This window comes from Aquabacter sp. (genome assembly GCF_965279295.1).
GTDB lineage: Bacteria > Pseudomonadota > Alphaproteobacteria > Rhizobiales > Xanthobacteraceae > Aquabacter.
The window spans coordinates 102,184-125,000 of record NZ_CBDIHQ010000016.1 but is presented as its reverse complement, the minus strand read 5'-3'; the positions used below and the strand labels follow the sequence as shown (position 1 = coordinate 125,000).

Genomic DNA, 22,817 nt, shown 5'->3' with positions numbered 1-22,817 from the left:
CAGCCCGAGCCGGTTACCCTATAGCGAACTGCCCGCCTTTATCTCAGAACTTCGACAGCGGGAGGCCATGGCGGCCCGGGCAATGGAGTTCGCAATACTCACCGCCGCTCGCTCGGGTGAGGTCCTTGGCGCCATCTGGGCGGAAATCGACCTGAAGACCAAGGTATGGACGATCCCCGGCCACCGGATGAAAGCCGGGCACGAACATCGGGTGCCGTTGTCGGATGCGGCTCAGGCCATCCTTAAGGCTCAGATAACCCTGCGCCCTGCTGACGATGACAGCTCTGCGTTTGTTTTTCCCGGACAGCGTGAAGGCCGCCCATTGAGCGGTATGGCAATGGAGATGCTACTACGCCGCCAGAAACAGGAGATCACCGTCCACGGCTTCCGATCTTCGTTCCGTGACTGGGCGGCGGAAGAGACTAACTTTCCGCAATGGCTCGCCCAGACCGCTTTGTCCCATGTGGTGGGCGATGAAACTGAACGCGCTTACAGGCGCGGCGACGCGCTGGAGAAGCGCCGAGAGATGATGACGGCGTGGGAGAGGTTCTGCTTGGCCGGAGAGGAATCCAAGCAAAAGCACAAAGAGGTAATTTAATACTACTTTTATAAGTTATCTGTCTTTACTCCGAAATCTTCGAAATCTCCGAAATTAAATGTTTGTTCGATTTCAATCGTTTGGTTCATTAATTTCGGAGAGTGCGATGTTCCCAGAATGTCCGCTACTCGGGACAGAAATCCACGTTGCCAAGGTTTCGAGGCGATGAGGGATCGCGAAGCGTCCTCCTCGTTGATCGGCGAGAGGCCGTGAATTGACCCATACCTGCCCCTCGACTGCCCTTTCAGCGATGTCCGCTTTGCGCCCCCATCTTGGTCATTGATCTGGTAACGGCTGCCGCCCAAAAGCGGACATTAGCTTGACACGGCACGTAGGCACTTTGCGCCAATAAGTGTCCCCGCGAGCATCACCCTAATCGCAATGTATCTGAGGACAATTCAGCGAGGAGATTGATTGCGGCGTGGTGCACTTCGGCAGCTGCGTGCATAAATGGCCGTAGTGCGAGGAGTGGGGCCGCTGCTTTTAAGGAAACGACACTTCATTGCGCGGGACTGTTTTTCGACAGATGGGTCATTGCCCGTTCCATCGCTTCCTCGAGACGTGATCGGGACACTGCCGCCAGCCTTTCCACGCCCAGAAGCCGCGCGAAGTCCAGGGCCGGATCTGGCTGTTCGAGCAGATCGCGGTTTTTCACGACAACGAAGGCAAGCTCCGCCAGCGCGATGTCGCCAATCGGCCGGCGTGAGGCGGCGTCGGCCGCAGCTCTATATTCGATGACTTCGGCAACGCTGCCCTTCTTCCAAACAAACGCACCGCTCGATTCCTGTGTTGCGTCGGCTTCTCGCAGGTGCAGGTCGACGCGCTCGCGTATTCTGCGGCCGGTTTGAAGCCAGCCATGAGCGCGTGCGATCCGCTGCGCCAGAATATCGGCGCGGATCGGGCTCTCCACTTCGATGACATGCTCGATCATGGAGCGCAGCGTGTTGCGATAGTCCAGATCGTAATAGCGGCCCGGATCGGCGCCGAAATTGGCAAGATCGGTCACGCGATAGATTCCCGGTGCGCGCGCAACCGCCTCCCCGGCAGGTGTCGCAGTTAGCGTCGCGGATCGGCAACCTTCATCCGGAACGGAGCTGACGGGGAAGGGAGAGGTGTCGGCAGGGGACAGTGTAGCGAGAAGCTGGACGAGATCGGCTTCTAGTGCCGGCATGGGCGGCGAAAGCTCCTCTGCAGACGGCGTTTCCACTTCCGGCATTGGCTCCGCTTGCTCGACTTCGTGCCCCATGTCCCAGCGGGTGGTAAGCTCGGCTACCTCGTCCTGGCTGGCCCGCCGCTCCCGGTCCTTCTGGAGGAGGGCCTCAAGATTTGCATGAAGCCGTTCCGCGCAGCCTTGCCGATCGAACCACCAGTCTGTCGACCAAACCCGCTCGATCTCCCAACCGAGGCCACGCAGGACCTGCTCTCGCACCTTGTCGCGATCTCGCGCGGTCGCGGAGCTGTGGTATGTCGCGCCGTCGCATTCGACGCCCGCGAGATAGGCCCCCTCCAGGTCGGGATGGCGGATGCCAAGGTCGATCCGGAAGCCGGAGATTCCGACCTGCGGGACGACCCGCCAATCGCGGCGCGTCAGTTCGGCCGCGACGGCTTCCTCGAAGGCGGAATCGAAACCCCCGACAGATCCTTCGTCCTGCGCCGGCAGCGCGATCGCGCCGCGCTCGGCATAGTCGAGAAAGGCCTTGAGATGGGGCACGCCGAGCGACTTAGTGCGAGAGGAGTCGATCTGGTCGGCGGTGAACCCGGAAAAGACGATGAGCTCCTGTCGGGCGCGGGTCACCGCGACATTCAGCCTTCGCTCGCCGCCATCACGGTTGAGCGCGCCGAAATCCCCCGACAATTTGCCCGCGGCGTCCCGCGCGAAGGTGATGGAGAACAGGATCACGTCGCGCTCGTCGCCCTGCACATTCTCCAGGTTCTTGACGATGGCCGGCTCGATGCGGTCCTCGGCAAAGAACCATTCGATTTCCGGCTCGGCCCTGCGCGCCTGATCGAGCAGGTCCATGATCAGCGACTGCTGCTGGGCGTTGAATGTGATGATGCCCAGGGTCGGGCGCGCCCTCTCCTCCAGGCTGAGCCACGCGCGCATGCGCCTCACGGCTTCCGCAGCCACGGCACGCGCCTCCATCGGATTGGTTCGGCTCTTGCCCCGGTCGTAAATGCCCTCTCTTACCTTGCGCAGGTGCACAGCGCGATCCACGATCGACGGCGATGGAAAGGTTATAAGCCTGTTCTGGTAGTAATGGTGGTTCGAGAAGGCGATCAGAGACTCGCTCCTGCTGCGATAATGCCAGCGAAGATCGCGCACCGGGATGCCGGCGGCCTTAGCTTCGTCGAGAATGCTTTCGAGATCCTTCTCGTGCTCGACAGTCTCGCCGTCATCGTCCGCGTTACGGCCGAAGAAATTGGTCGGGGGTAACTGCTTGGGATCGCCGACGATGATGGTCTGGCGCGCCCGCGCGATGGCGCCGACCGCATCCCAGGTGGCGATCTGCGAGGCCTCGTCGAAGATCACCACATCGAAAAGCGCCTGATCGGGCGGCAAATATTGCGCAATCGAGAGCGGCGACATCAGCATGCACGGCGCGAGCTTTGCAAAGCTGCCCGGCAACGCCCGGATCATGTCGCGAATCGAGCGGCTGGGCCGCGTGAGCTCCATTTGGGCACGCAGCAGGCCGAGTTCGGAATTGCGCGGCACGCTCTGGACCGAAGGCAGGTCATGCCTGAGCGCGCCGAGCACGCGGTGGGTCGCGTGTGCCCGCACCAGATCGTCCACGTCGCGAAATTCGGTAATTGCGTTTTCGTGCTGAAACCGGCGGAAATCCCGTAGCACTGGATCGGCATCAAGCACGGTTGGGAGCCACCACCTTGCATAAGCCAGCCGGAACGCCGATCGGGCTGCGTCGGCCGGCAGAAGCCCCGTCTCCAACTCCTCCACCAGGGGCGTGAGCCCGCCGGCGACCGCGCGCTTCCTGCCACGGCACCATGCGGTCCAGTCGCGAAGCAGGTGCCGCGCCGCGATCAGTTCGCCAAGCGAATCCCGCAACGCGGCGAGACGCCCCTCCGATCCGCTTATGGCGGGCGCCCTGCCGGCCAGCGCGGAAAAGCTCTGCATCGTCGAACGAAACCGGGCGACCGCCGTGATAACCAGCGCCGCCGAAGAGCGGATGCGACCCTGCGCGGCCCCCGGCAGGATAGGAACCACCGAGCGCAATATGGCGCGGAAATCCTCCTGCGCGAGATGCGACATCTGGAGGGCTCCGCGGAGCCCGGCGGCAAGATCAAGGATGCGACCAAGGTGGGCGAGGTCGGTATCGATGCCAGCGAAAGGCAAGGGCTTCCCGGCAAGAGGGCCTTGCTCCGCGCGCTGCGCGCTTTCCTGCATCACGCATAGGAGGGCAATGTCCTTCTCCGGTGCTGCTTCGCCATCGAGGACGTGTTCTTGAAGCAACTTCTGCACCTTCTTTCGGCCGAGGGCGGAAGCTGGCCACATGGCGGCAACGGCGCGGCGCCACTGCTCGTCGATTGCCTGCGGGTCGATGTGGAGGATCACGTCGGCATCGTACCGCGCCGACAACCCGCCCTCGGCGGTGCGATATCGCTGGATCGTCTCCGCGAGGCTCGTCAACGCCGGCCGCATCTGGGCGAAGTCGCTGTCGGCGAGGATCGCGACATTGTGGCCGGCGGTTTCGTGCAGCCATTTCGCCAGCCGTTCGAAGCCATCGAACGCGCCGCCCGCAAGATCATCGCTCGGGGTCAGGCCGAGGGTCGCCAGAAAGGCCGCCATGGCCTTGCCCAGTGCATCACTGGCCTTGCCGAATGCATCGGCGGCGGCCATGAGGCTTTCCTGCCACTGCGAGGTCCAGTCCGAGACATCGACCATGTGCAGCGCCGGACTCATTCGCACAGACCGAAAGGTCAGCCCAATATCCGCGGCGATCTCCTCGAGGTCCGCCAGCGATGCCTCGTCGTGTTTCGCGCCCGTTGGCCATGACAGGGCGGGGGCGTGAACCTCGCGGTCGCGCATTGCCAGACCCATCGCCCGATAGGCGCTCCAACCATTGGCGTGGCGGCGGTGTAGCGCCTCCACATAGGCGTTCAACTCGTCGCGCCGACCGCGAAGGCGCTCATTGATCACAATCCATTGCGAAGGATCGACCCGCGCGTCGCTCTCCCAAGATGATTTGAGCTGTGCGAGAAAACGGCGGCGATCGGCCTTGCTGGAGTGAAGTTCGAGGCAGCGCTCACCGAGCCCATGTTGGCGCAGCCGTCGGTAGACAACATCGAGCGCCGCGGTCTTCTCGGCCACGAACAGCACGCTCTTTCCCACGGCCAGACAGTTGGCGATCATGTTCGCGATGGTTTGGCTCTTGCCCGTGCCAGGGGGCCCGACGATCACGAAGTCACGGCCCTCGGCCGCGGCGAGGCTGGCTGCGATCTGGGAGGAATCGGCCGGCAGCAGCGTGACAATGTCTTTCGGCGCGTAGTTCCGGTCGAGTTCCCGCTCGCCGCGAAAGACATCGCCCCGCGCGGCCTGTTGGAAAGACTGCTCTGGCGAATCGATGAGATGACGGACGACACGATTTTCGCGAAGCGCCTCGGTCCGATCGATGAGATCCTTCCACATCAGGAATTTCGCGAAGGAGAAGGTCGAGAGCGCGATCTCGTCGATCACCTCCATCCCCGGCACGTCCCGTATCGCCCGCCGCATCATGGCGATGAGCCGGGGGACATCCACCCCACTCTCGTCGGTCGGCGGGGTACCGGAGAACTCCGGCAGCTTTAGCGCGAAGTCGCGCTCGAGGAATTGCAACAGTGTGGCGTTGAAGCGCGGCTCGTCCTCGTGGAACTTAAGTGTGAAGCGTGAGCTGGCGCTGCGGCGCTCCAGCTTCACTGGGACGAGCAGCAGCGGCGCGCGATACGTGCGTTCGTCCTGGGGCTTCTTTTTCCAGCGCAGGAAGCCAACCGCGAGGAAAAGCGTGTTGGCTCCGCCTTCGGCGAGATCGTTGCGGGCATTTCGGTAAAGGTCGATCAACCGCGCTTCCAGCACGCGGGCATCAAGCGGCGATGGCAGTTCGTCGCGCTGAAGCGCTTCGGCGGCGAAGCCGCGTTGCAGGTCGCGACCATGGACATCGCGATAAAGACCCGCATCGCGCTCGCCCAGCGGATTCTGCGCTGGCAGCGAGATCAGGTGGATCGCCGCTCCGGCGGCGAGGCGGTCTTCAAAATAGCCGACATCGGTGCAGAGAAAGGGCACGGATTTCTTTGAATCCGGAAAATTTAGAAGGTTGTTGCGAAGCGTGAGATCGAGCAGCTTCCTCTGCCAGCGGTGGAGCCGCCCTGCCGCCGTGGTCGGCTTGACCTCCACCTCTTCGACCGGCAGTTCAGGCACAGCGGGCGCGCCCAGGAGCGGCAGTACGGCTCCCTCTCCCGGCATGTCCTCCTCGCTCACGCCTTTGTGGATCGGCTGATGGGAGGCGAGCGGCATGATGCCCCCGCTTCGGGAGCGGCGGATATCGATTGCGGTGACGAAGCCCGCCGACCCGTCTTGGTCGAGGCGCAGACCGATCACCTGCTGCGCCGCCTGGAGGATCATGGCCGGCCGATGGGTGACGCCGGTGGTTTCGAAGATGACGAGTTCACGCGCGGCGAGCGCTTTGCGCACTTCGATCGGGTCTGGCTCGATGGTGTTTGACAAGGTCCGTCGCACCAGCCAGACGCCGACAGCCGCGTGGCCCTGGAAAATCAGCACGACCGGATGTAGTCCGGCAGCCTCCAGCACGGCGGCGAAAAGGAGCGAGGTGTCGAGGCAGGTCGCGAGCCGCTCGGCGAGGATGGTGGCCGGACGGCGAACCTTCTGACCCCGACTTTCGAAGCTCGTCGGCGGCTCCGCATAATGGAGTCCCAGTCCCGCCACAGCCGAATAGATGGCCTCGGCCAGGAGGAATACGCGCTGTGGGCTGTCGGTCTGGTAGCCGTCGAGACCGCTTGAGTGGCCGTGCGCGGCCAGCCGCTCCGCCGCAGTACGTAGGATGGTCGCGACCGCCGGGTCATTGGGCATCACGAATGCAGGTAAAAGCTGCGCCGTATCGAGGACGCCACCCCATTCGTCTCTCGCCAATAACCGGACGGGGCGATGTTCTACGCAGAGGACACGGTCACCCGAGACGAGGCGCAGGGTGATCTCTCCACGCTCGGCTTCATTCAGACCATCGAGGTATGCGGGGTCGAGATCAACCTTCCTGTCAGAGAGCGCCAGTTCATCACCGGGGAGGAGTCGCTCGATGGTCCACGTCTTCGCACGAAGAAAAGCTGGCGACGATGTGAGTTCGAGACGGCAGCGCTCAAAGACCTCCGGGCCTTGGTTCTCGATGATGATAGAGCGCACGACCGGGATGGCATTCTGAAACGAGGCGAAGGTGAAGCAGGGAGCGAGATCGGCGCGAAAGACGGGAAGCACGGGCGCGGCGGGACCATCGACGATCATCTGCATATCCAACGCTTTCGGCTCATTCTTGCTAGGGCGACAATTCCGCCGAATGCATCCGACGATTGTGCAAAAGCGCCAAGGTGAAGGCAAGAGCGTGGAGTGTACGTGATCTTCTCCAAGCGGGCGCGAGCGCTGCGTTGCCGATCTCACTCGTCGCGACCGTCCCGCTGAAATCGCAAGTGGACAGCAACCCTCTGGACGGACCGTTATCGGTTGAGCAGTTGTAGACGGTGGACAGACGGTCCGCTGTCGGCCCCTCTGTGGGGTAAGGTCCCTCGACGTTTCTCCCTAGGCCAATTAGGGCCAAGGAGAACTCACATGGGCCATTCTCAATTTGATGATGCCAGCCGCGAGCGTGCGGCTTGGAATGCCGGAAAGAAGGTAGGCGCCAAGCGCCCTTTCACCCAGAAACAGATCTGGGCAATTCGATTCTTCCTCGATCGCGAAAGACGCATTCGTGACCGTGCGCTGTTCGATCTGGCCACCGACAGCAAGCTTCGCGGCTGCGACCTAGTCAAGATCAGGATCCGTGACGTGGTCGCCGGTCCGGAGATCAGGACTCGCGCGATCGTCGTGCAGCAGAAGACGGGGCGGCCGGTCCAGTTCGAGATCACCAGCGACGTACAAGCGAGCATGCGAGCCTGGCTGGAACGGCGCGGCGGCACCGTTGAGGATTATGCTTTTCCGAGCCGGATCGATCACGAGCACCACATGAGCTCAAGGCAGTATGCTCGCTTAGTCGAAGAGTGGGTGACCGCGATCGGCCTGCGCCAAGAGGAATATGGCACTCACTCGCTCCGTCGCACGAAGGCGTCCATGATCTACAAGGCGACAAGCAACATCCGAGCCATCCAGATCTTGCTCGGTCACTCCATGATTGAAAACACGGTCAAAATATCTTGGTGTCGACGTGGAGGACGCTCTGCTGCTGGCAGAGCGGACGGAAATCTGACGTTGGGCGGCCATCCGAGGTAGCGCGGATGGCCGCTTTGACGCGCAGGATATGTTGCCTGCCTGTCAGTCTTGGGGGTGGATTGCGGACTGACGGCTTTTGGGTGGTGTAACTAGTTGTTTGATCCCGGGCTTTGATGGTGCAGTCTTTTCGCGGGAGTGGAGGGAGGCACTATGGGCCAGTTTCTACACGGGAGCGCCACGACGACTGAGGCAGTCCGTCGAGCGATACAGCATAGTCAAGAGAGCCTGAGGGCTCTGGCGAAGCGCTATGGGATCAACCAGAAGACCGTCGCCAAGTGGAAGAAGCGGACCTCGGTCGCCGATCTGCCGACTGGTCCGAGAGAGCCGACATCGACGGTTCTGTCGATTGAAGAAGAGGCCATCATCATCGCTTTCCGCCGGCATACGCTGCTGCCGCTCGACGACTGCCTCTATGCCTTGCAGGCGACGATCCCGCATCTGACGCGCTCATCCCTGCATCGCTGCCTGCAGCGCCACGGCATCAGCCGGCTGCCGGAGGTGGAGGGCGACAAGAAGCCGAAGAGGCGGTTCAAGTCCTATCCGATCGGCTTTTTCCATATCGATATCGCCGAGGTGCAGACCGCCGAGGGCAAGCTGTACCTTTACGTAGCCATTGACCGCACGAGCAAGTTCGCCTTCGTGCAGGTCGTCAGGAAGACAGGCCGGAGCTCAGCCTCGGCCTTTCTCATGGCCTTGATCAACGCGGTGCCCTACCGGATCCATACCGTTCTTACCGACAACGGCATCCAGTTCACCTTTCCGCCTCGCTACGCCGATGGGCCGACAGCTCGCTACATCACCCATATGTTCGACATGCGCTGCCGAGAGAACGGCATCGAGCACCGCCTGACTAAAGTGAAGCACCCCTGGACCAATGGCCAGGTCGAGCGGATGAACCGGACCATCAAGGAAGCGACCGTCAAGCGCTTCCACTACGACGACCATCATCAGTTCGAAACGCATCTCACCGACTTCGTCGCCGCATACAATTTCGGCCGGCGCCTGAAGACCCTCAGGGGGCTCACGCCCTACGAGTTCATCTGCAAATGCTGGACTTCAGAGCCAGAGAGATTCATCCTCGACCCCATCCATCAAATGCCGGGACTAAACAATCGTCCGGGCTCACCAGCAGGCGGCGAGTGGAAAAGGGGGGCCAAGGATCAGGCGCTGGGGCGTTCCCGAGGCGGGCTGACCACCAAAATCCACATGCTTGCCGACGCGCTGGGACGTCCTCTGCGTTTCATCATCACGGCCGGTCAGGTGGGCGATGTCACCACCGCTCCCGCCCTGGTCGACGGTCAGGCCGGCGGTGCCGTGCTCGCCGACAAAGCCTATGACAGCAATGCCTTCCGAAGGCAGGTCGCCAGCCTCGGTGCGGCAGCGGTGATTCCTTCCAACCGAAGCCGGAAGATCCTCATCCCGCACGATGCAAAGGCCTATAAGCGTCGCAACTGCATCGAGCGCTGCTTCAATCGCCTCAAGCACTTCCGCCGCTTCGCGACGCGATACGATCGGCGGACGGTTCACTTCACAGGCTTCATCCACCTCGCCGCAATCATGATCTGGCTACGGTGAATGTCGATCGGTCCTAGCCATCGTATGGGATGTGCGAGGCGAAAACCGACGTGCCGCGCGGCCCAGCCGGCTTCCGGGCCCGTCCGCGCCTGCGGTAGCAGCCCAGCAGCAGCGGTGCACCCAGTATGCCGGTCACCGCGCGGGCCGGCAGGTCCGCCAGCTGCGGGAGAAGGAGCCCGATAGCCTGAATGCTCTGGTCCACGGCGCAGAGCAGCGCGGCGCCCAGGCCCGCCACCCACCAGAGCCGGCTGCGCAAGGTGCGCGCACCGCTCACACGCGCCAGGGTGAGCGCCGCAAGCCCCACGAAGCCGATGATGCCGACGCTCGCGACGATGCTCTGTTCGTGAAACAGCGCGGCGACGGCGCCCACAAGATAGTTAAAGAGAACAGGCCGGACTTCTGCGCGGGAATGAAGCGAGCGCAAAAAGCCAGACCGATGGCCCGACCGGCCGCGAACCTGATAGGGAACATCGGCACGCAGGTCTTGCTTGCCCAGCCGGCTATCTACCGGTGGGAGGGTGGAGTTGCGTAGGGAGCTAAAAATAATGAGGCGACTGCCGAACCTAGCCGCTGACCACTGGCTGCTTCTCGTGGGAATCCTGCTCATGGCCGCCACGCTGCGTGCGCCCATAACGGGTGTGGCGCCGATGCTTGGCATGATCCGCGAGAGCACAGGGATTAGCGCCGCTCAAGCTGGGATGCTCACCACGCTCCCCTTGATCGCCTTTGCCGCGATATCGCCGTTCGCCGCCATTCTGGCCCGCACATACGGCATGGAGCGCGCCCTGGGCGGTGCACTCATCCTTATCGCGGCCGGTGTGGGGTTTCGAGCCACCGGCCCGGCGTGGTCGCTGTTTTTGGGAACTGCGACGCTGGGCGCCGGCATCGCCATTACCAATGTCCTGCTGCCCAGTCTGGTGAAGCGGGATTTTCCGGCGAGCGTCGCCAGCCTCACCGGGGCCTATGCGCTAACCGCCGGCCTCGCCGCAGCTTTGGCCTCGGCTATCGCCGTCCCGCTCGCTGAGATTCCGGGATCGAGCTGGCATGTGGCTCTGACGAGCACCGTGGCATTTCCGCTCCTGGCTCTCCTGGCCTGGCTGCCGCAGATGCGCCGACATTCCGCGCGCCCATTGGAGCCGGCATCGCTGCCGCAGGGTGGTCCGATCTGGCGCTCGGGTCTTGCCTGGCAGGTGACCGCCTTCATGGCGCTCAGCGCATTGGGCTACTACATCCTGGTGAGCTGGCTCCCATCGATCCTCACGGAAGCCGGTTATTCCCCGAGCGCGGCGGGATCGCTGCATGGCGTGTCCCAGATGGCCACGGCGTTGCCAGGCCTTATTCTTGGCTCGATCGCCAAGCGCATGAAAGATCAAAGAACTCTGGCACTTATAGTCTCGCTGGTAACGACCGCGTCTTTTCTGGGCCTCTGGCTCTTTCCTTCGCTAGCAATCATCTGGATTGCGCTTTTTGGCTTTGGAACGGGATCGACGTTTATCCTCAGCCTGGCCTTCATGAGCCTGCGGGCATCAAGCAGCCGGCAAGCCGCCGCGCTGTCGGGCATGTCGCAATGCGTGGGCTATAGCCTTGCGGCCGTCGGCCCGCCTGTCGCAGGTTTTGTTCACGACGTGACCGGAAGCTGGGATATCATGCTCGCGAGCTGTGTCGCCTTATCCCTGCTGATGGCCGTGTTCGGCACTCTGGCGGGGCGAGCAGCGGTTGTTTGACCACGGCCCCGAAGGTTGCTTTCGCGTGCTTTAGCGAGCGGCCGACCTATGGCGCCTTGGTCGTCCCGGACGACTGGAAGATGTCGTTCAACGCCGCGCCCGGGATGCCCTCCGCGAATACGTCGAAATTGCCATCCCTGATCTGCTGGGCGGCATGAAACACCGATGCCCACATGACGCGCGCAAGAGCGCCGCCCACGCTGATACGCCGGACGCCGAGATCCGCGAGCGCCGCCAGGTTGAGCCCCGGCTTCATCATCACGACATTAAGTGGTTTTGGCGCCACGGCTTTGACTATTTGCGCGATGTCATGAGGGTCTCGAACGCCGGGCGCATAGAGGCAGTCGGCTCCGGCATCGGCGAAAGCGACGAGCTTCTCGATGGCCGGCTTCAGGGCGCTCGGGTCGAAAAGCAGCAATTCCGTCCGCGCAACGAGGACAACATCTTCACCGGCCCCATCGATCGCGGAACGCGCGGCCTTGAGGCGCTCAATCGACGTCGCGGTGTCATATAGGCCCGAACCGACAACATCCCGGTCCTCGATCGAAAGTCCCGAGATGCCGGCCGCGACTGCGAGCCGGACGCTTTCTGCGACGCCTTCGGGGTCGGCCGCAAAGCCAGCTTCAAAGTCGGCGTTGATGGGCAAGTCGACGGCTTTGCTGAGTTCCGCCAAGTGGTGAAGCACTTCGTCTCGAGGAAGCCCATAATCCGGACGTCCCGTAGCCCAGGCAAACCCGGCACTGGTCGACGCCAACGCCTTAAAGCCCAGGTGCTGCAACATCCTGGCGCTGCCGACGTCCCAAGGGTTGGGAATGAGGAAGCATCCATCGTTGTGCAACGCGCGAAAGCGGGCGCGCTTCTCTCGTAGCGTCGGCTTCATGTCGCCATTCCGATGGATGAGACATTCAAGACGATGACGTTCCAGATATTGACGACGACAACCTTGCCGGAACCTTCGTCGACATGAGGGCGCACACGAGCTTCCGGTGAGGAGAGCGCCCCAACGTTGCCCAAGGCATGCAAACTCCTCAAAAACGATGTCGCGGTTTGCACTTATCCGCGTGCTCTCATTTGCGATTGCGAGTGCCTTGAGCGCAACGGCTATCTTGATTGGATCGATAGTCGGCCGTTGCTCTGATCGGATGGGCACGGCATCAGCTCTCGAAGAGAAAAGGCCTTTGATCACTCGTGGAACGCGCTTGAGAAGATCAATGATTTGGTGGCTTGGGCCTTCAAGGCGGCTTTTCAGCCTCCCCACCTAAAGCGCGCCTTCACGATAGGGGTTCGAAGCCGATCGGCAATGGTCGGGAAACTCTCAGGTCCTTTGGCCCCGCTGCTTAACCACAGAGGCCCCCCGATTACCAAGTCCCGATTACCCCGGCGGCTTTCGAAATACAAAGCACTGCTTGGGTTTGATTGGTTTATCGCTGAGGTGGCTTTTTGGTCGAAGTGTCAGCCTGTCTCACCGGGAAAGGCGGCCATTGTCGCGCCGTGTATTCTATAATCTTGCGATTTCGCGCGACCGATTGAGGATGGTTCCAAGTAGACCTAGGTGCTTTCGGGGCGCTTCGCTCGGGCCCGCGCAATACTCACCGAAGAGAAGTGTCTCGGCTTTAATGGGCCTCGCGCCTGATCATATGTTGCTGAACCGATCCGCCGGGCCTTTCCCCATTCTCACCATCTGATCCGCAGTGCGCCGGTTGCGCCGAAGGTGGAATAGGCGGAGGCGAGTTGGGCATCCAGGCCAGCGGAGAGTGTCACGTTCGGCCCGACAGAGAATTGCAGGCCGGCATGGATGTCCGCAGCATCGCTCACCGTCGGCAGGGCGCTGGCCGAGAAGCTGATGCCGGGAAGCTCAGCGAAGCTGCGCGGCATATCGCGACCGGGGCTGAAGTCGTGCATCCAGGCGAGGCGCAGGAACGGCGCGTAGCTCCGGCCACCGGCCGTCCACAGCCCGTCCAGTTGGGCACCGAGATAGACCGGCAGGGCGGTGATAGTGGTGGCGTCATAGCTCAGGCCCGGCCCCACGGAGAACATTTCCGAGCCGGAGCCGAGCGAAAGCTGGATCGGCTGGAACGCCGCGAACGGGGTTAGACTCGCGCCCGTAGCGCCCAGTCGAAGGCTGTATCCCGCCTCGATGCGCCCGCCGAACACCGTGCCGTCGAAACCGGACGAGGTCGCAAGGCTCAGGCCCAGGCCGTGGAGGTTGCGGTCGAGATTGCTGCTGCCATACCCCAATGTGGCAATCGCCGAGAGGTAGGCCGGCCCAGCTTGATAAAGGCCGTAGAGGCTGAAGCCGCCATAGCTTGTGGACGTGGTCGAGCCGTAGTTCGACGCCGACAGGCCGGTGTCCGAAAAATTGACCGCACCACCGAGCAGAAGCGGCAGGTTGGGCAATTGCCCGTCGATGCCGGTGGCGCCGCCGATGCTGGAGCCGGAGATGCCGCTGCCGCTGGTGACGCTACCCGTGGATGCAGCCCAGAAATAGCGCGACATGCCGGCATCCGGGCCCGGTTCGCCCGCCGCCGGTGCACGGGTCTGAAGCGTGGCCCGCCGGCCGGTGCGCCACTGGTCGATCTGAGTGTTGATGGTGCTCAGCGAACCCGCGGCGGCGCCGATCATGGCCTGGGGCACCAGGGAAGCGGCCCCCCCGCTGATCGTGCCGTACGCCTGGCCGAGGCCCGATACGCTGGTCACGTCGAGAAGCGCGGGAACGATGGTCTGGAACAGTGGCGATGAGCCGCGCGCCTGGACGGCCCCGATCAGGTCGCCCACCAATAGCGCGCTGCGGGACAGACCGGCGGGCGTGAAGTCGATGCTGGTTGTGAGGTTGAGACCCGGGCCCGTCCCGGCGAGCAAATAAGAGAGTATGGCGGTGTTGCCGAGGATGGTGAGGCCGGAGGTCGTGACCGCGCCGCCCGCCGTGAGGAATGGCGTCGTGAAGCTGCCCGCCGTCGCGAGACCCGGATTGAGCAGCACGCCGCTCACGGAGCCGCTGAGCGTTGCGCTGCCGCTCACGGCAAACTGGTCCACCTGGCCGGTAGCTTGGTCGGCGCGCACCACGAGGACGCCGGAGGAGGTCTGCACCAGGCTCCCGTTTATGGTGGTGGTACCGGGCGCGGATGCCGCGCTCTCGAGCGTGCCGGTATTGCGCAGCACGCCGCTTGTGCCGCCGAGGTCCAGCGAGGGACCGGCTAGGATGATGCCCGAGGCGAGGTTGTCCACGAGGTTCGCGGCGCCGGCCGTCAGGCTGAGGTTGCCGGCGATCGTGCCGCCGTTGGTCACCACGGCGGGGCCGGTGGTGGTCTGGATGGCGAGGCCCGTCGATCCGTCCACGGTGGAGAGCGAGCCGGAGTTGTTGATGAAGGTCTCCGTCCCGTCGCTCGTGATCGCCGTGCCGCCGACGCCGCCGACGATGCTGACGCCGGACGCCACATTGATGATGGGATCGCCATTGCCCTGGGCATAGATGCCGGTGGCGTAGGCGCCCCACACGAGAATGCTGGCGTTGGCATACACCGTCACCTTGCCGGAGGCGCCCGTACTGCCGAAGGCCTTCAGCGAATTTCCGCTGATCACCAGCCCGCCGCCGCCGCTGATCGACTGCGCGACGACGCCATCGGCGCCCGCGCCCGATGTGGTGATGGGCGCGTTCACGGTTACGGTCACCGCCCCGCCATCGCCCGCGCCCGCTTGCAGGGAAGCGGTCACGGCCCCGCCGGTGGAGAGGCCGATACCCCCGCCCCCGCCGACGCTCTGCGCCAGGATGCCGACGGCGTTCTCCCCGCTGGTGGTGATCGCCCCGCCGCTGGTCACGAGCACCGTGCCGCCGTTGGCGCTGGTTGAGGCGCCTCCGAGCAGCACGGTGTCCGCCAGCGTGATGCCGCCGCCGCCGCCCACGCTCTGCGCCAAGATGCCGACCGATGCCGCGCCCGTCGTGGTGATGGCGGGCGCGGTGGTGACGCTCACGTTGCCGCCGGCACCGCCGTTCGTACCGCCCAGCACCGCGGATGCGGTGTTCGTCGTCATGCCGCCGCCGCCGCCCACGCTCTGCGCCACGATGCCGTGCGACACGCCGCTCTGCGTGTCGATGGCGCCTGCGGTGGTGGTGACGCTGACCGCGCCGCCGCTGCCTCCGGTCAATCCGCCGAGCGTCACGCTGCTGCCGGTATAGGAGACGCTGCCGCCGTTGCCCGCGATCAGGCTGACGGCCAATCCGCCGCCGCCGCCGATGCTTTGCGCCAGGATCGCCGACGCGTGCGAACCGGCGGTGGTGATCTTGGCGGACGAGGAAACCGACACCCCCTGCCCGTCCCCCCCGCCCCCGGCGCCGGCCCCGAGGCCCACGATCACTTGCTGGCTGACGCTGATGTCGTCCCCGTAATAGATGAACGCACCCACGCCGCCGCCGCCGCCGATGGACTGGGCTGCGATGCCGATCGCCGTCGATCCGGACGTGGAGATGGCGCCGCCGCTGGTGACGCTGACGGCGCCGCCAGTCTGCGTGTTGCCCCCGCCCGCTCCGCCGAGCCTCATGGCGAGCGAGATATCGCCGCCGGACCCGGAGGTGGTGACGACGGCGTTGCTCACGCCGCCACCGCCGCCGACTGACTGGGCGAGGATGCCGTAGCCAAGGGGGCCGCCCGTGGCGATGCTGGAATCGATGGCCTCGGTGACGCCGCCCGATGTCTCGACGAGGGTCGCGGTGGTCACGCTGACAGCGCCGCCGATCCCGCCGGTGCCGCTTGCGCCGGCCGTGGAGGCGCCGGCGCCGAGAGTGAAGGCGCCGGCATACTGCGTGGCGTTTTCCAGCGTGGTGGTGCCGCCGCCGAGGCCGCCGCCGCCGCCCACCGACTGGGCGAGGACGCCCATGGCCGCCGTGCCCCTGGCGGTGATGGCGCCGCCCGCGATGCTGACCGTGACATTGCCGCCATCGCCACCCGCCGCACCGCTGCCGCCCAGCCCGAAGGTGCCGGTTGCCGTACCGCTGCCCGTGCTGCTGGAACTGACCGCGCCGCCCGCGCCGCCGCCGCCGCCCACCGATTGGGCGAGGATCGCGGTGGCCCACGCACCCGTGGTTTGGACGGTGTTGGAGATGGTCACCCCCACAGAGCCGCCGGTCTGGCCTGTGCCGCCAGTACCGCCCAGCGCCATGGTCAGCGCCGCATCGCCCGCCCCGCCCGACGTGGTGCTGGACGCATCCGCGACGCCGCCGCCGCCGCCGACCGACTGGGCGAACACGCCATAGGACAGCGCGCCCTCGGTTGAGATATCGCCGCTCTGGGAGACGGTGACCGCGCCGCCGATGCCGCCCGTGCCGCCTTCCCCGCCGAGGCCGAAGCCCACCAGGAACGCACCCGAATTGGCATTGGTGGCCGCACCACCCCCCGCACCACCGCCGCCGCCCACTGATTGGGCGAACAGGCCGGCGGCAGAGACGCCGGTGGTGAAGATGTTGTTGCTGCTCGTCACCGAGACCCCACCGCCGCTCCCCCCCGCGCCGCCGGTGCCCCCGAGACCGGCGGCGATGGCGACGCCGCTGCTCGCCGATGCGGAGGCGCCGCTGGCCTTGCCTGAGACGCTTCCCGTTCCACCGGTTCCCGCCGCGCCGGACACCGCGCTGCTATAGGCCCCGCCGCTGCCGCCGCCGCCGCCGACAGATTGGGCGAAGATGCCCTGTGAGCCGACACCGGACGTCTGAAGCTGTGCGGTTCCGGCAAGCGTGAGCGTGACGCTGCCCCCGCTCCCGCCGCCGGCGCCCGACCCGCCAAGGCCGAAGGCGAATGAGACCGTTCCGCCATCGCCCGACGACGTGTTGGCGGAGCCGCCGTTGCCGCCGCCCCCGCCCACCGACTGGGCGAAGATGGCCGCGGAATAGTTGCCGATGCTGGTGAGCTGTCCGCTGTTCGACACGCTCACCGCACCGCCCGCGCCCGCGCCGCCGCCGGACCCGCCGAGCGAGAGCGCGACCGATGCGGCGGACGCCTCGTAATTGGTGGTGCTGGAGCCGCCATTGCCGCCGCCGCCGCCCACCGATTGGGCGAAAATGGTGGGCGAATTGTCCGGCGATGCGGCGCCAGTCGAAACATCCACGCCATAGCCGGTGACGATAGTCGCGCTGTTGGAAACCGTGACTTCGCCGCCCGCGCTGGCCGCCCCGCCGGCGCCGCCGATGCTCATGCCGAGCGCGGTGCCGCCGCTGGAGCCGGACTGGCTGCCCTTCGCCCCGGTGGAATCTGACCCTGCGGCGGCGGCATTGGTGGAGGAGCCGTCCGTCGACGCTGGCAGGGTGCCGGTCGAGGCGCTGCTCGAAACCGGCGAAAGGCCTGTGGTCGCCTTGGTGGTAGAGAGCGCCGAGCCGCCGTTGCCGCCGCCGCCGCCCACCGATTGCGCGAACAGTCCCGCCGCATTGGCCCCCGACGTGGTGATGACGCCAGCGTTTGTGAGGCTCACCGTCCCGGTGCCCCCGCCGCCCGCCCCGCTGCCGCCGAGGCCGAAGGAAAGGGCGGCCGTGCCGTCGGAACTCGCGGAGCTGGATGCCGTCCCGCCATTGCCGCCGCCGCCGCCCACCGACTGCGCAAACACGCCCACCGACTGCGCGCCGTAGGTGGAGATGGCGCCGAGATTGGAGACCGTCACGGTGGAGGCCGACCCACCGACCCCGCCGCCGCCGCCGAGGCTCACGGCGGCGGAATACTGGCCGCCGTCCGCGTCCGCATCGCTATCGCCGCCGCTGCCGCCGCCGCCGCCCACCGACTGGGCAAAGATGCCGTTGGAATTGGCGGCATAGGTGGCGATGGCGCCGTTATTGGAGAGGACGATCGCGCCGCCATTCCCGCCCGTCCCGCCGTAGCCGCCGATGCTCACGCTCGCGGCCTTGCCGTCGCTTGGCGCGCTGGTGGTGCCCTTCGGCTGGGTGGCGCTGATGCCCGCAGAGGCCACCGTGGTGCCGTGGGCCTCGCCGATGCCAGTATAGGAGGCGATGCCGCCGCCGATCTCGCCGCCCTCGGTGCCCTTCGCCACCGTGGAGCTGGAACCGCCGTTGCCGCCGCCGCCGCCCACCGACTGGGCGAAGATGCCGGCGGAACTGGCGCCGTTGGTTATGAGGGTGCTGTACGAGGTGACGGTGACCGTGTCTGCGGAGCCGCCGCCACCGCCCCATCCGCCAACGGCGACGGCAGCGGCATACTGGTTGCTCGACGCATCGCTCTGCGACCAGCCGCCATTGCCGCCGCCGCCGCCGATGGACTGAGCCATGATGGCGGGCGCCTGCTGGCCATAGGTGATGATGGAATCGCCGGTGTTCTCGTTGCTGGTGACGCTCACGTTCGATCCGGTGCCGCCGACCGCGCCGGCGCCGCCCACGGAGACCGCAACCGCCACATTGCCGGCTATGGCGTTGGCATCGGCCGAGCCGCCATTGCCGCCGCTGCCGCCGATGCTCTGCGCGACGATGCCGGCGGCGAAGTCGCTCAGCAGGCTGCTGTTTCCGGCGATGATGGTGCCCTTCTGGGAGATGGTGACGATGCTGCCGTCGCCCCCCGCCGCCCCGTCGCCACCCACCGCCACGGACGCGGCGGCGGTATCGGTGCTCCCCGAGCTGGCCGACACGCTGTAGGCTCGGCTCGACCCGCCATTGCCGCCGCCGCCGCCGATAGACTGGGCGAGGATGCCGTAGGACAGCATGCCTTGCGTGCTCACGCCGCCGGTGCTGGAGACGGTGACGGTGCTGCCGTTCTGCCCGGTCCCGCCCGTGCCACCGGTGGACCCGGCCGCGCCGATGGCCACGTCCGTGTCGGCAACGCCGGCCACCGCCGAGCCCGAAATCGCCGAGCCGCCATTGCCGCCGTTGCCGCCGATGGATTGCGCGACGATACCGGCCGATTGCGCGCCGTTCGTCTGGACCAGCGCGCCGACGCTCACCGAAACCGCGCTCGACAAGCTGCCGTCTCCTCCGGCCCCGCCCACCGCGATCGATGGCGCCGCCACGCCCGACGCCGCCACCGAAGCGCTGAAGCCGCCATTACCGCCGCCCCCGCCGATAGATTGCGCAAGGATGCCCGGCGACAACAGACCGGCGGTGGACACGGACAAGGACGCATCGACGGTGACCAACGCGATCCCGCCCCGGCCGCCGACACCGCCCGTGCCGCCCAGGCTGACGGCGGGCGCTGCGGCGGCGCCGAGAGATCCGGCGAAATCCCATCCGCCCAGACCGCCGGAGCCGCCGATGGATTGCGAGATGATCGCCGACGACTGGTCGCCGACAACGGTTAGGTTGCCCTGGGAATGGGTCACCGTCACGGTGGAGGCGCTGCCGCCCGTTCCGCCGCCGCCGCCGATGCTTGCCGCCGGGCTGGCGCCGCTGGAGAGGCTTCCGGCAACCGCGAAACCGCCGCTGCCGCCGCCGCCGCCGATGCTCTGAGCCACGAGGGCGGACGACAGCGGGCCCGTGACGGAGACCGCTGCGGAATTGGTGATGGTCACATCCTGACCCGCACCACCCGACCCCCCGCCGCCACCGACCGACAGGGCGGAGGATGCCGCATTGGACAGCGACCCCGTGGCGGAGAAGCCGCCGTTGCCCCCGCCGCCGCCAATGGATTGCGCGAGGATGCCGGGGGCATTTCCGGTCTGCGCCGCGGACACTGTGATGACCGCGGTGTTGGTGACGGCGACGCTGCCGCTCGTGGCACCGCCGCCACCCGTACCCCCAACGCCGAGGGAGCCCCCTGCGGCGATCGCCACATCGCCCGCCGCCGTGAAGCCGCCATTGCCGCCGCCGCCGCCGATGGATTGCGCGGTGATCGCCGCTGCACCACCGCCGGTTGTGGTAAGCGTGCCCGCGTTGGTGACCGTGACGGCTCCCGAGTAATTCCCGCCCCCACCCGGCCCGCCAATGCCGACGGCAGCGGCATCCGATAGCGAGATCGCGCCGGAAACGTCGTATCCGCCATTGCCGCCGCCGCCGCCGATCGACTGCGCCAGGATCGCGCCGGAGCCGTAGCCACTGGTGGTAATGGCACCATTGCCACCGCCCAGCGAGGAACCGGAAAAGGTCTCGTTGTAGACGGTGACAGAGCTGGCATAGCCGCCGTCACCACCCGTGCCACCCACCGACAGGGTAAGCGTCGCCGCTTCTGAGACGCCAATGGAGATGGACGAGCCACCCGCGCCGCCGCCGCCGCCGACGGACTGGGCGAGGAGGCCCGGCGAGCGTGTGCCCGAGGTGGTAAGGACACCGCCCTGGTTCTCGGCCACGACGTTGCGAGCAAAACCGCCTGAGCCGCCAGCGCCGCCGACCCCTAGGGCGATGGCGGCAACCGGTGCACCGCTGCCGCTGATAACCGAGCCGCCGCTGCCGCCACCGCCGCCGATGGACTGGGCGATGACGCCGGGTGAATCGGACCCCGACGTAATGATCTGCACGCCGTTGGTACCGACATAGGCTGCGTTCCCACCACCTCCGGACCCGCCTGACCCGCCGAATGCGAGTGAGAGGCTGCCACCCGCGCTGGCCGTCAGTGATATCGCATATCCTCCAGCGCCGCCTCCGCCGCCGATGGACTGGCCCGCAATGCCGGGAGAGCCGGCGCCCTGGGTGGAGATAACGCTGTTGGGTGCAGGCGCAGTCGCTTCCGGAATGTAGACCCAGCAGCCGCTGTTTGTGGCCGAGCCCGGGCTATAGCTGTTGCAATTCACGCCGACATTTTCGCCCAAGCCGCCCGAGCCACCGGAGCCGCCGTGGGAGATTGCGCCGGCGGCTCCGCCCGAAACGTCGAGCGCGAGAGAGCCGCCGCCTGACCCGCCGCCGCCGCCGATCGATTGCGCCAGGATGCCTGCGGAGTTGATTTCCACCGTATTGATCGAGCCAATATTGCCGACCAGCACTTGATTTGCAGCGCCGCCCCCGCCGCCCGTGCCGCCCAGCGCCACCGACAGGCCGGCCGTCGCAGACAACGAGCCGGAGAGGCCGAAGCCGCCGAGACCGCCGCCGCCGCCGATGGATTGCGCAAGAATGCCGAACGCGCCGCCGGCGCTGCTGGCCGGCGCGGTACCGCCCGCGACGCAGCCGTTGCCGGTGCAGATATTGCCGGTGTTCCACACCAGCATGGTCGCGCCGTTGCCACCATCGCCGCCGCTTCCGCCGACCGCCACCGCCAATCCCGGCGCGCCGCTGAACGCCATCCCGCCGGAGCCGCCCGCACCACCCACCGCCTGCGCGAAGATGCCGACGGACGAGACGTTTGAGACCGAAATGTCGCCGGTGTTGGTGACATAGACAGTGTAAGAATCGCCAGCCGTGCCGCCGTTCGCGCCAAGCGCGATCAGGCCCGCCGAAACACCGGCATTGCCGCCACCGCCGCCGATGGACTGGGCATAGATGCCATGGGAACCCGAGGCGAGGCTGGACGACAGCGCGCCGCTATTGGTGACCGTGACGTAATTGGAATCCCCGCCATAGCCGCCCCCGCCGCCATAACCGCCGAAGACCCCCCCGCCGCTCCCGCCGTTGCCGCCGAAGCCGCCAATGCTCTGGGCGAAAATCGGGATCGCATAATTTGAGGTGATCGCGACGGTGTTGGTGACCGTGACGGTCCCCCCGCTTCCGCCCGACACGCCCTGACCGCCATTTCCCGAAATGCCGGAGGAATTGGTGCCACCGGAACCGCCCTGTCCACCGGCGCTTTGCGCCCAGATGCCATAGGCATTGGTGCCTGTCGCGGCGACCGGCACCAAATTGGTGAGGGTCACCGATCCGCCGTCGCCGCCGGTCCCGCCATTGCCGGCGTTCTTATCGGCAACCGATGTGTTGCCCCCGTCGCCACCGTTGCCGCCGTTGCTGTAGATGAGGATGGAGGTCGCGGTATTGCTGAAAGTCCCCGTTTCTGCAGGCGTCAGCGTAACCGTGACATTCCCGCCCGCAGAGCCGCCCGCACCGCCGTACCCGCTGTAGACACATCCATTGTTGTTTCCGCCCGACCCCCCGGCCCCACCCGTACTGCCGATGTAAGCAGCCGTGCCGCCCCAGTTTTCGACGATGAGGATTTCAAAATTGCCCGAGATATCCGGCCCCGCGGTGCCGCTGCCGCCATTCGAGGGCGCGTCAGCACAGAGGTCGGAACCGGATGCATTATTCCCATGCGAGCCGGTATTTCCGGCTTTTGCGTCATAGACGACATAACCCGGACCGGTCACAGCCTGTGCCGTCTGCGCCATGGCCGGGCCACCGCAGAGCAACAGCGCAAATACCAGCGCGGCGCTTCCATTATGCCTAACGCTCATTCTGGGGGCCTCGCAACGAGCGGCATTCTCACAGGAGATAGAATTATACCTAGACCATAGCTGTGCGACGCTTCGGTACAACGGCGATTTTTGGTGTTAACCGCTTCTTCCCGAGAATCCGAAAAGACATTTTCGGACTGAAATAGGGAAAGCT

General features: G+C 65.7%; 7 protein-coding genes and 2 pseudogenes (2 of these 9 only partly in view). 4 read left to right on the top strand and 5 right to left on the bottom strand.

Annotation, left to right across the window (positions count from 1 at the left end; genetic code table 11):
* A pseudogene (locus tag ADADO0_RS12995) lies at nt 1-15 on the bottom strand (DDE-type integrase/transposase/recombinase); its annotated part reaches 555 nt to the left of the window's first position; the annotation flags it as partial.
* Here ADADO0_RS12995 and ADADO0_RS12990 point away from each other — a divergent pair.
* Nucleotides 1-598: the 3' portion of a tyrosine-type recombinase/integrase gene (locus ADADO0_RS12990; RefSeq protein WP_511305578.1), read on the top strand. 11 nt of this gene lie to the left of the window's left edge; the window shows 598 of its 609 coding nt (coding positions 12-609); its start codon lies off the left edge, out of view; it ends in the stop codon at nt 596-598. The pseudogene ADADO0_RS12995 and the gene ADADO0_RS12990 sit on opposite strands and share 26 nt — an antisense overlap.
* Before the next feature lie 499 nt (nt 599-1,097).
* On the opposite strand, the gene proA is transcribed toward ADADO0_RS12990, so the two are convergent.
* Nucleotides 1,098-7,100, bottom strand: a complete 6,003-nt coding sequence (gene proA / locus ADADO0_RS12985; protein ID WP_511305577.1) for an anti-phage protein ProA — start codon at nt 7,098-7,100, stop codon at nt 1,098-1,100.
* A gap of 321 nt (nt 7,101-7,421) precedes the next feature.
* On the opposite strand from proA, the pseudogene ADADO0_RS12980 reads away from it, so the two are divergent.
* Both ADADO0_RS12980 and ADADO0_RS12975 read left to right on the top strand, forming a co-directional pair.
* Nucleotides 7,422-8,055 (top strand): annotated as a pseudogene (locus ADADO0_RS12980) (tyrosine-type recombinase/integrase).
* A 173-nt stretch (nt 8,056-8,228) separates the two neighbouring features.
* Entirely contained in the window at nt 8,229-9,653 is a 1,425-nt protein-coding gene (locus ADADO0_RS12975; protein WP_511305576.1) for an IS481 family transposase, read from the top strand.
* A gap of 13 nt (nt 9,654-9,666) precedes the next feature.
* Here the strand turns inward: ADADO0_RS12975 and ADADO0_RS12970 are convergent, their stop codons facing one another.
* Nucleotides 9,667-10,077 carry an iron chelate uptake ABC transporter family permease subunit gene (locus ADADO0_RS12970; RefSeq protein ID WP_511305575.1) on the bottom strand — a complete coding sequence of 137 codons (411 nt, stop codon included), beginning with the start codon at nt 10,075-10,077 and terminating at the stop codon, nt 9,667-9,669.
* Nucleotides 10,078-10,258: 181 nt separating this feature from the next.
* Between ADADO0_RS12970 and ADADO0_RS12965 the strand changes: the two genes are divergently transcribed.
* On the top strand, nt 10,259-11,377 hold the full coding sequence (locus ADADO0_RS12965) for an MFS transporter (protein WP_511305574.1): 1,119 nt from the start codon (nt 10,259-10,261) through the stop codon (nt 11,375-11,377).
* 46 nt (nt 11,378-11,423) lie between these two features.
* Here the strand turns inward: ADADO0_RS12965 and ADADO0_RS12960 are convergent, their stop codons facing one another.
* Nucleotides 11,424-12,257, bottom strand: a complete 834-nt coding sequence (locus ADADO0_RS12960) for an isocitrate lyase/PEP mutase family protein (protein ID WP_511305573.1) — start codon at nt 12,255-12,257, stop codon at nt 11,424-11,426.
* 794 nt (nt 12,258-13,051) lie between these two features.
* Nucleotides 13,052-22,663, bottom strand: coding sequence for a hypothetical protein (locus ADADO0_RS12955; protein WP_511305572.1), 9,612 nt, complete (start codon nt 22,661-22,663; stop codon nt 13,052-13,054).
* Nucleotides 22,664-22,817 lie beyond the last annotated feature (154 nt).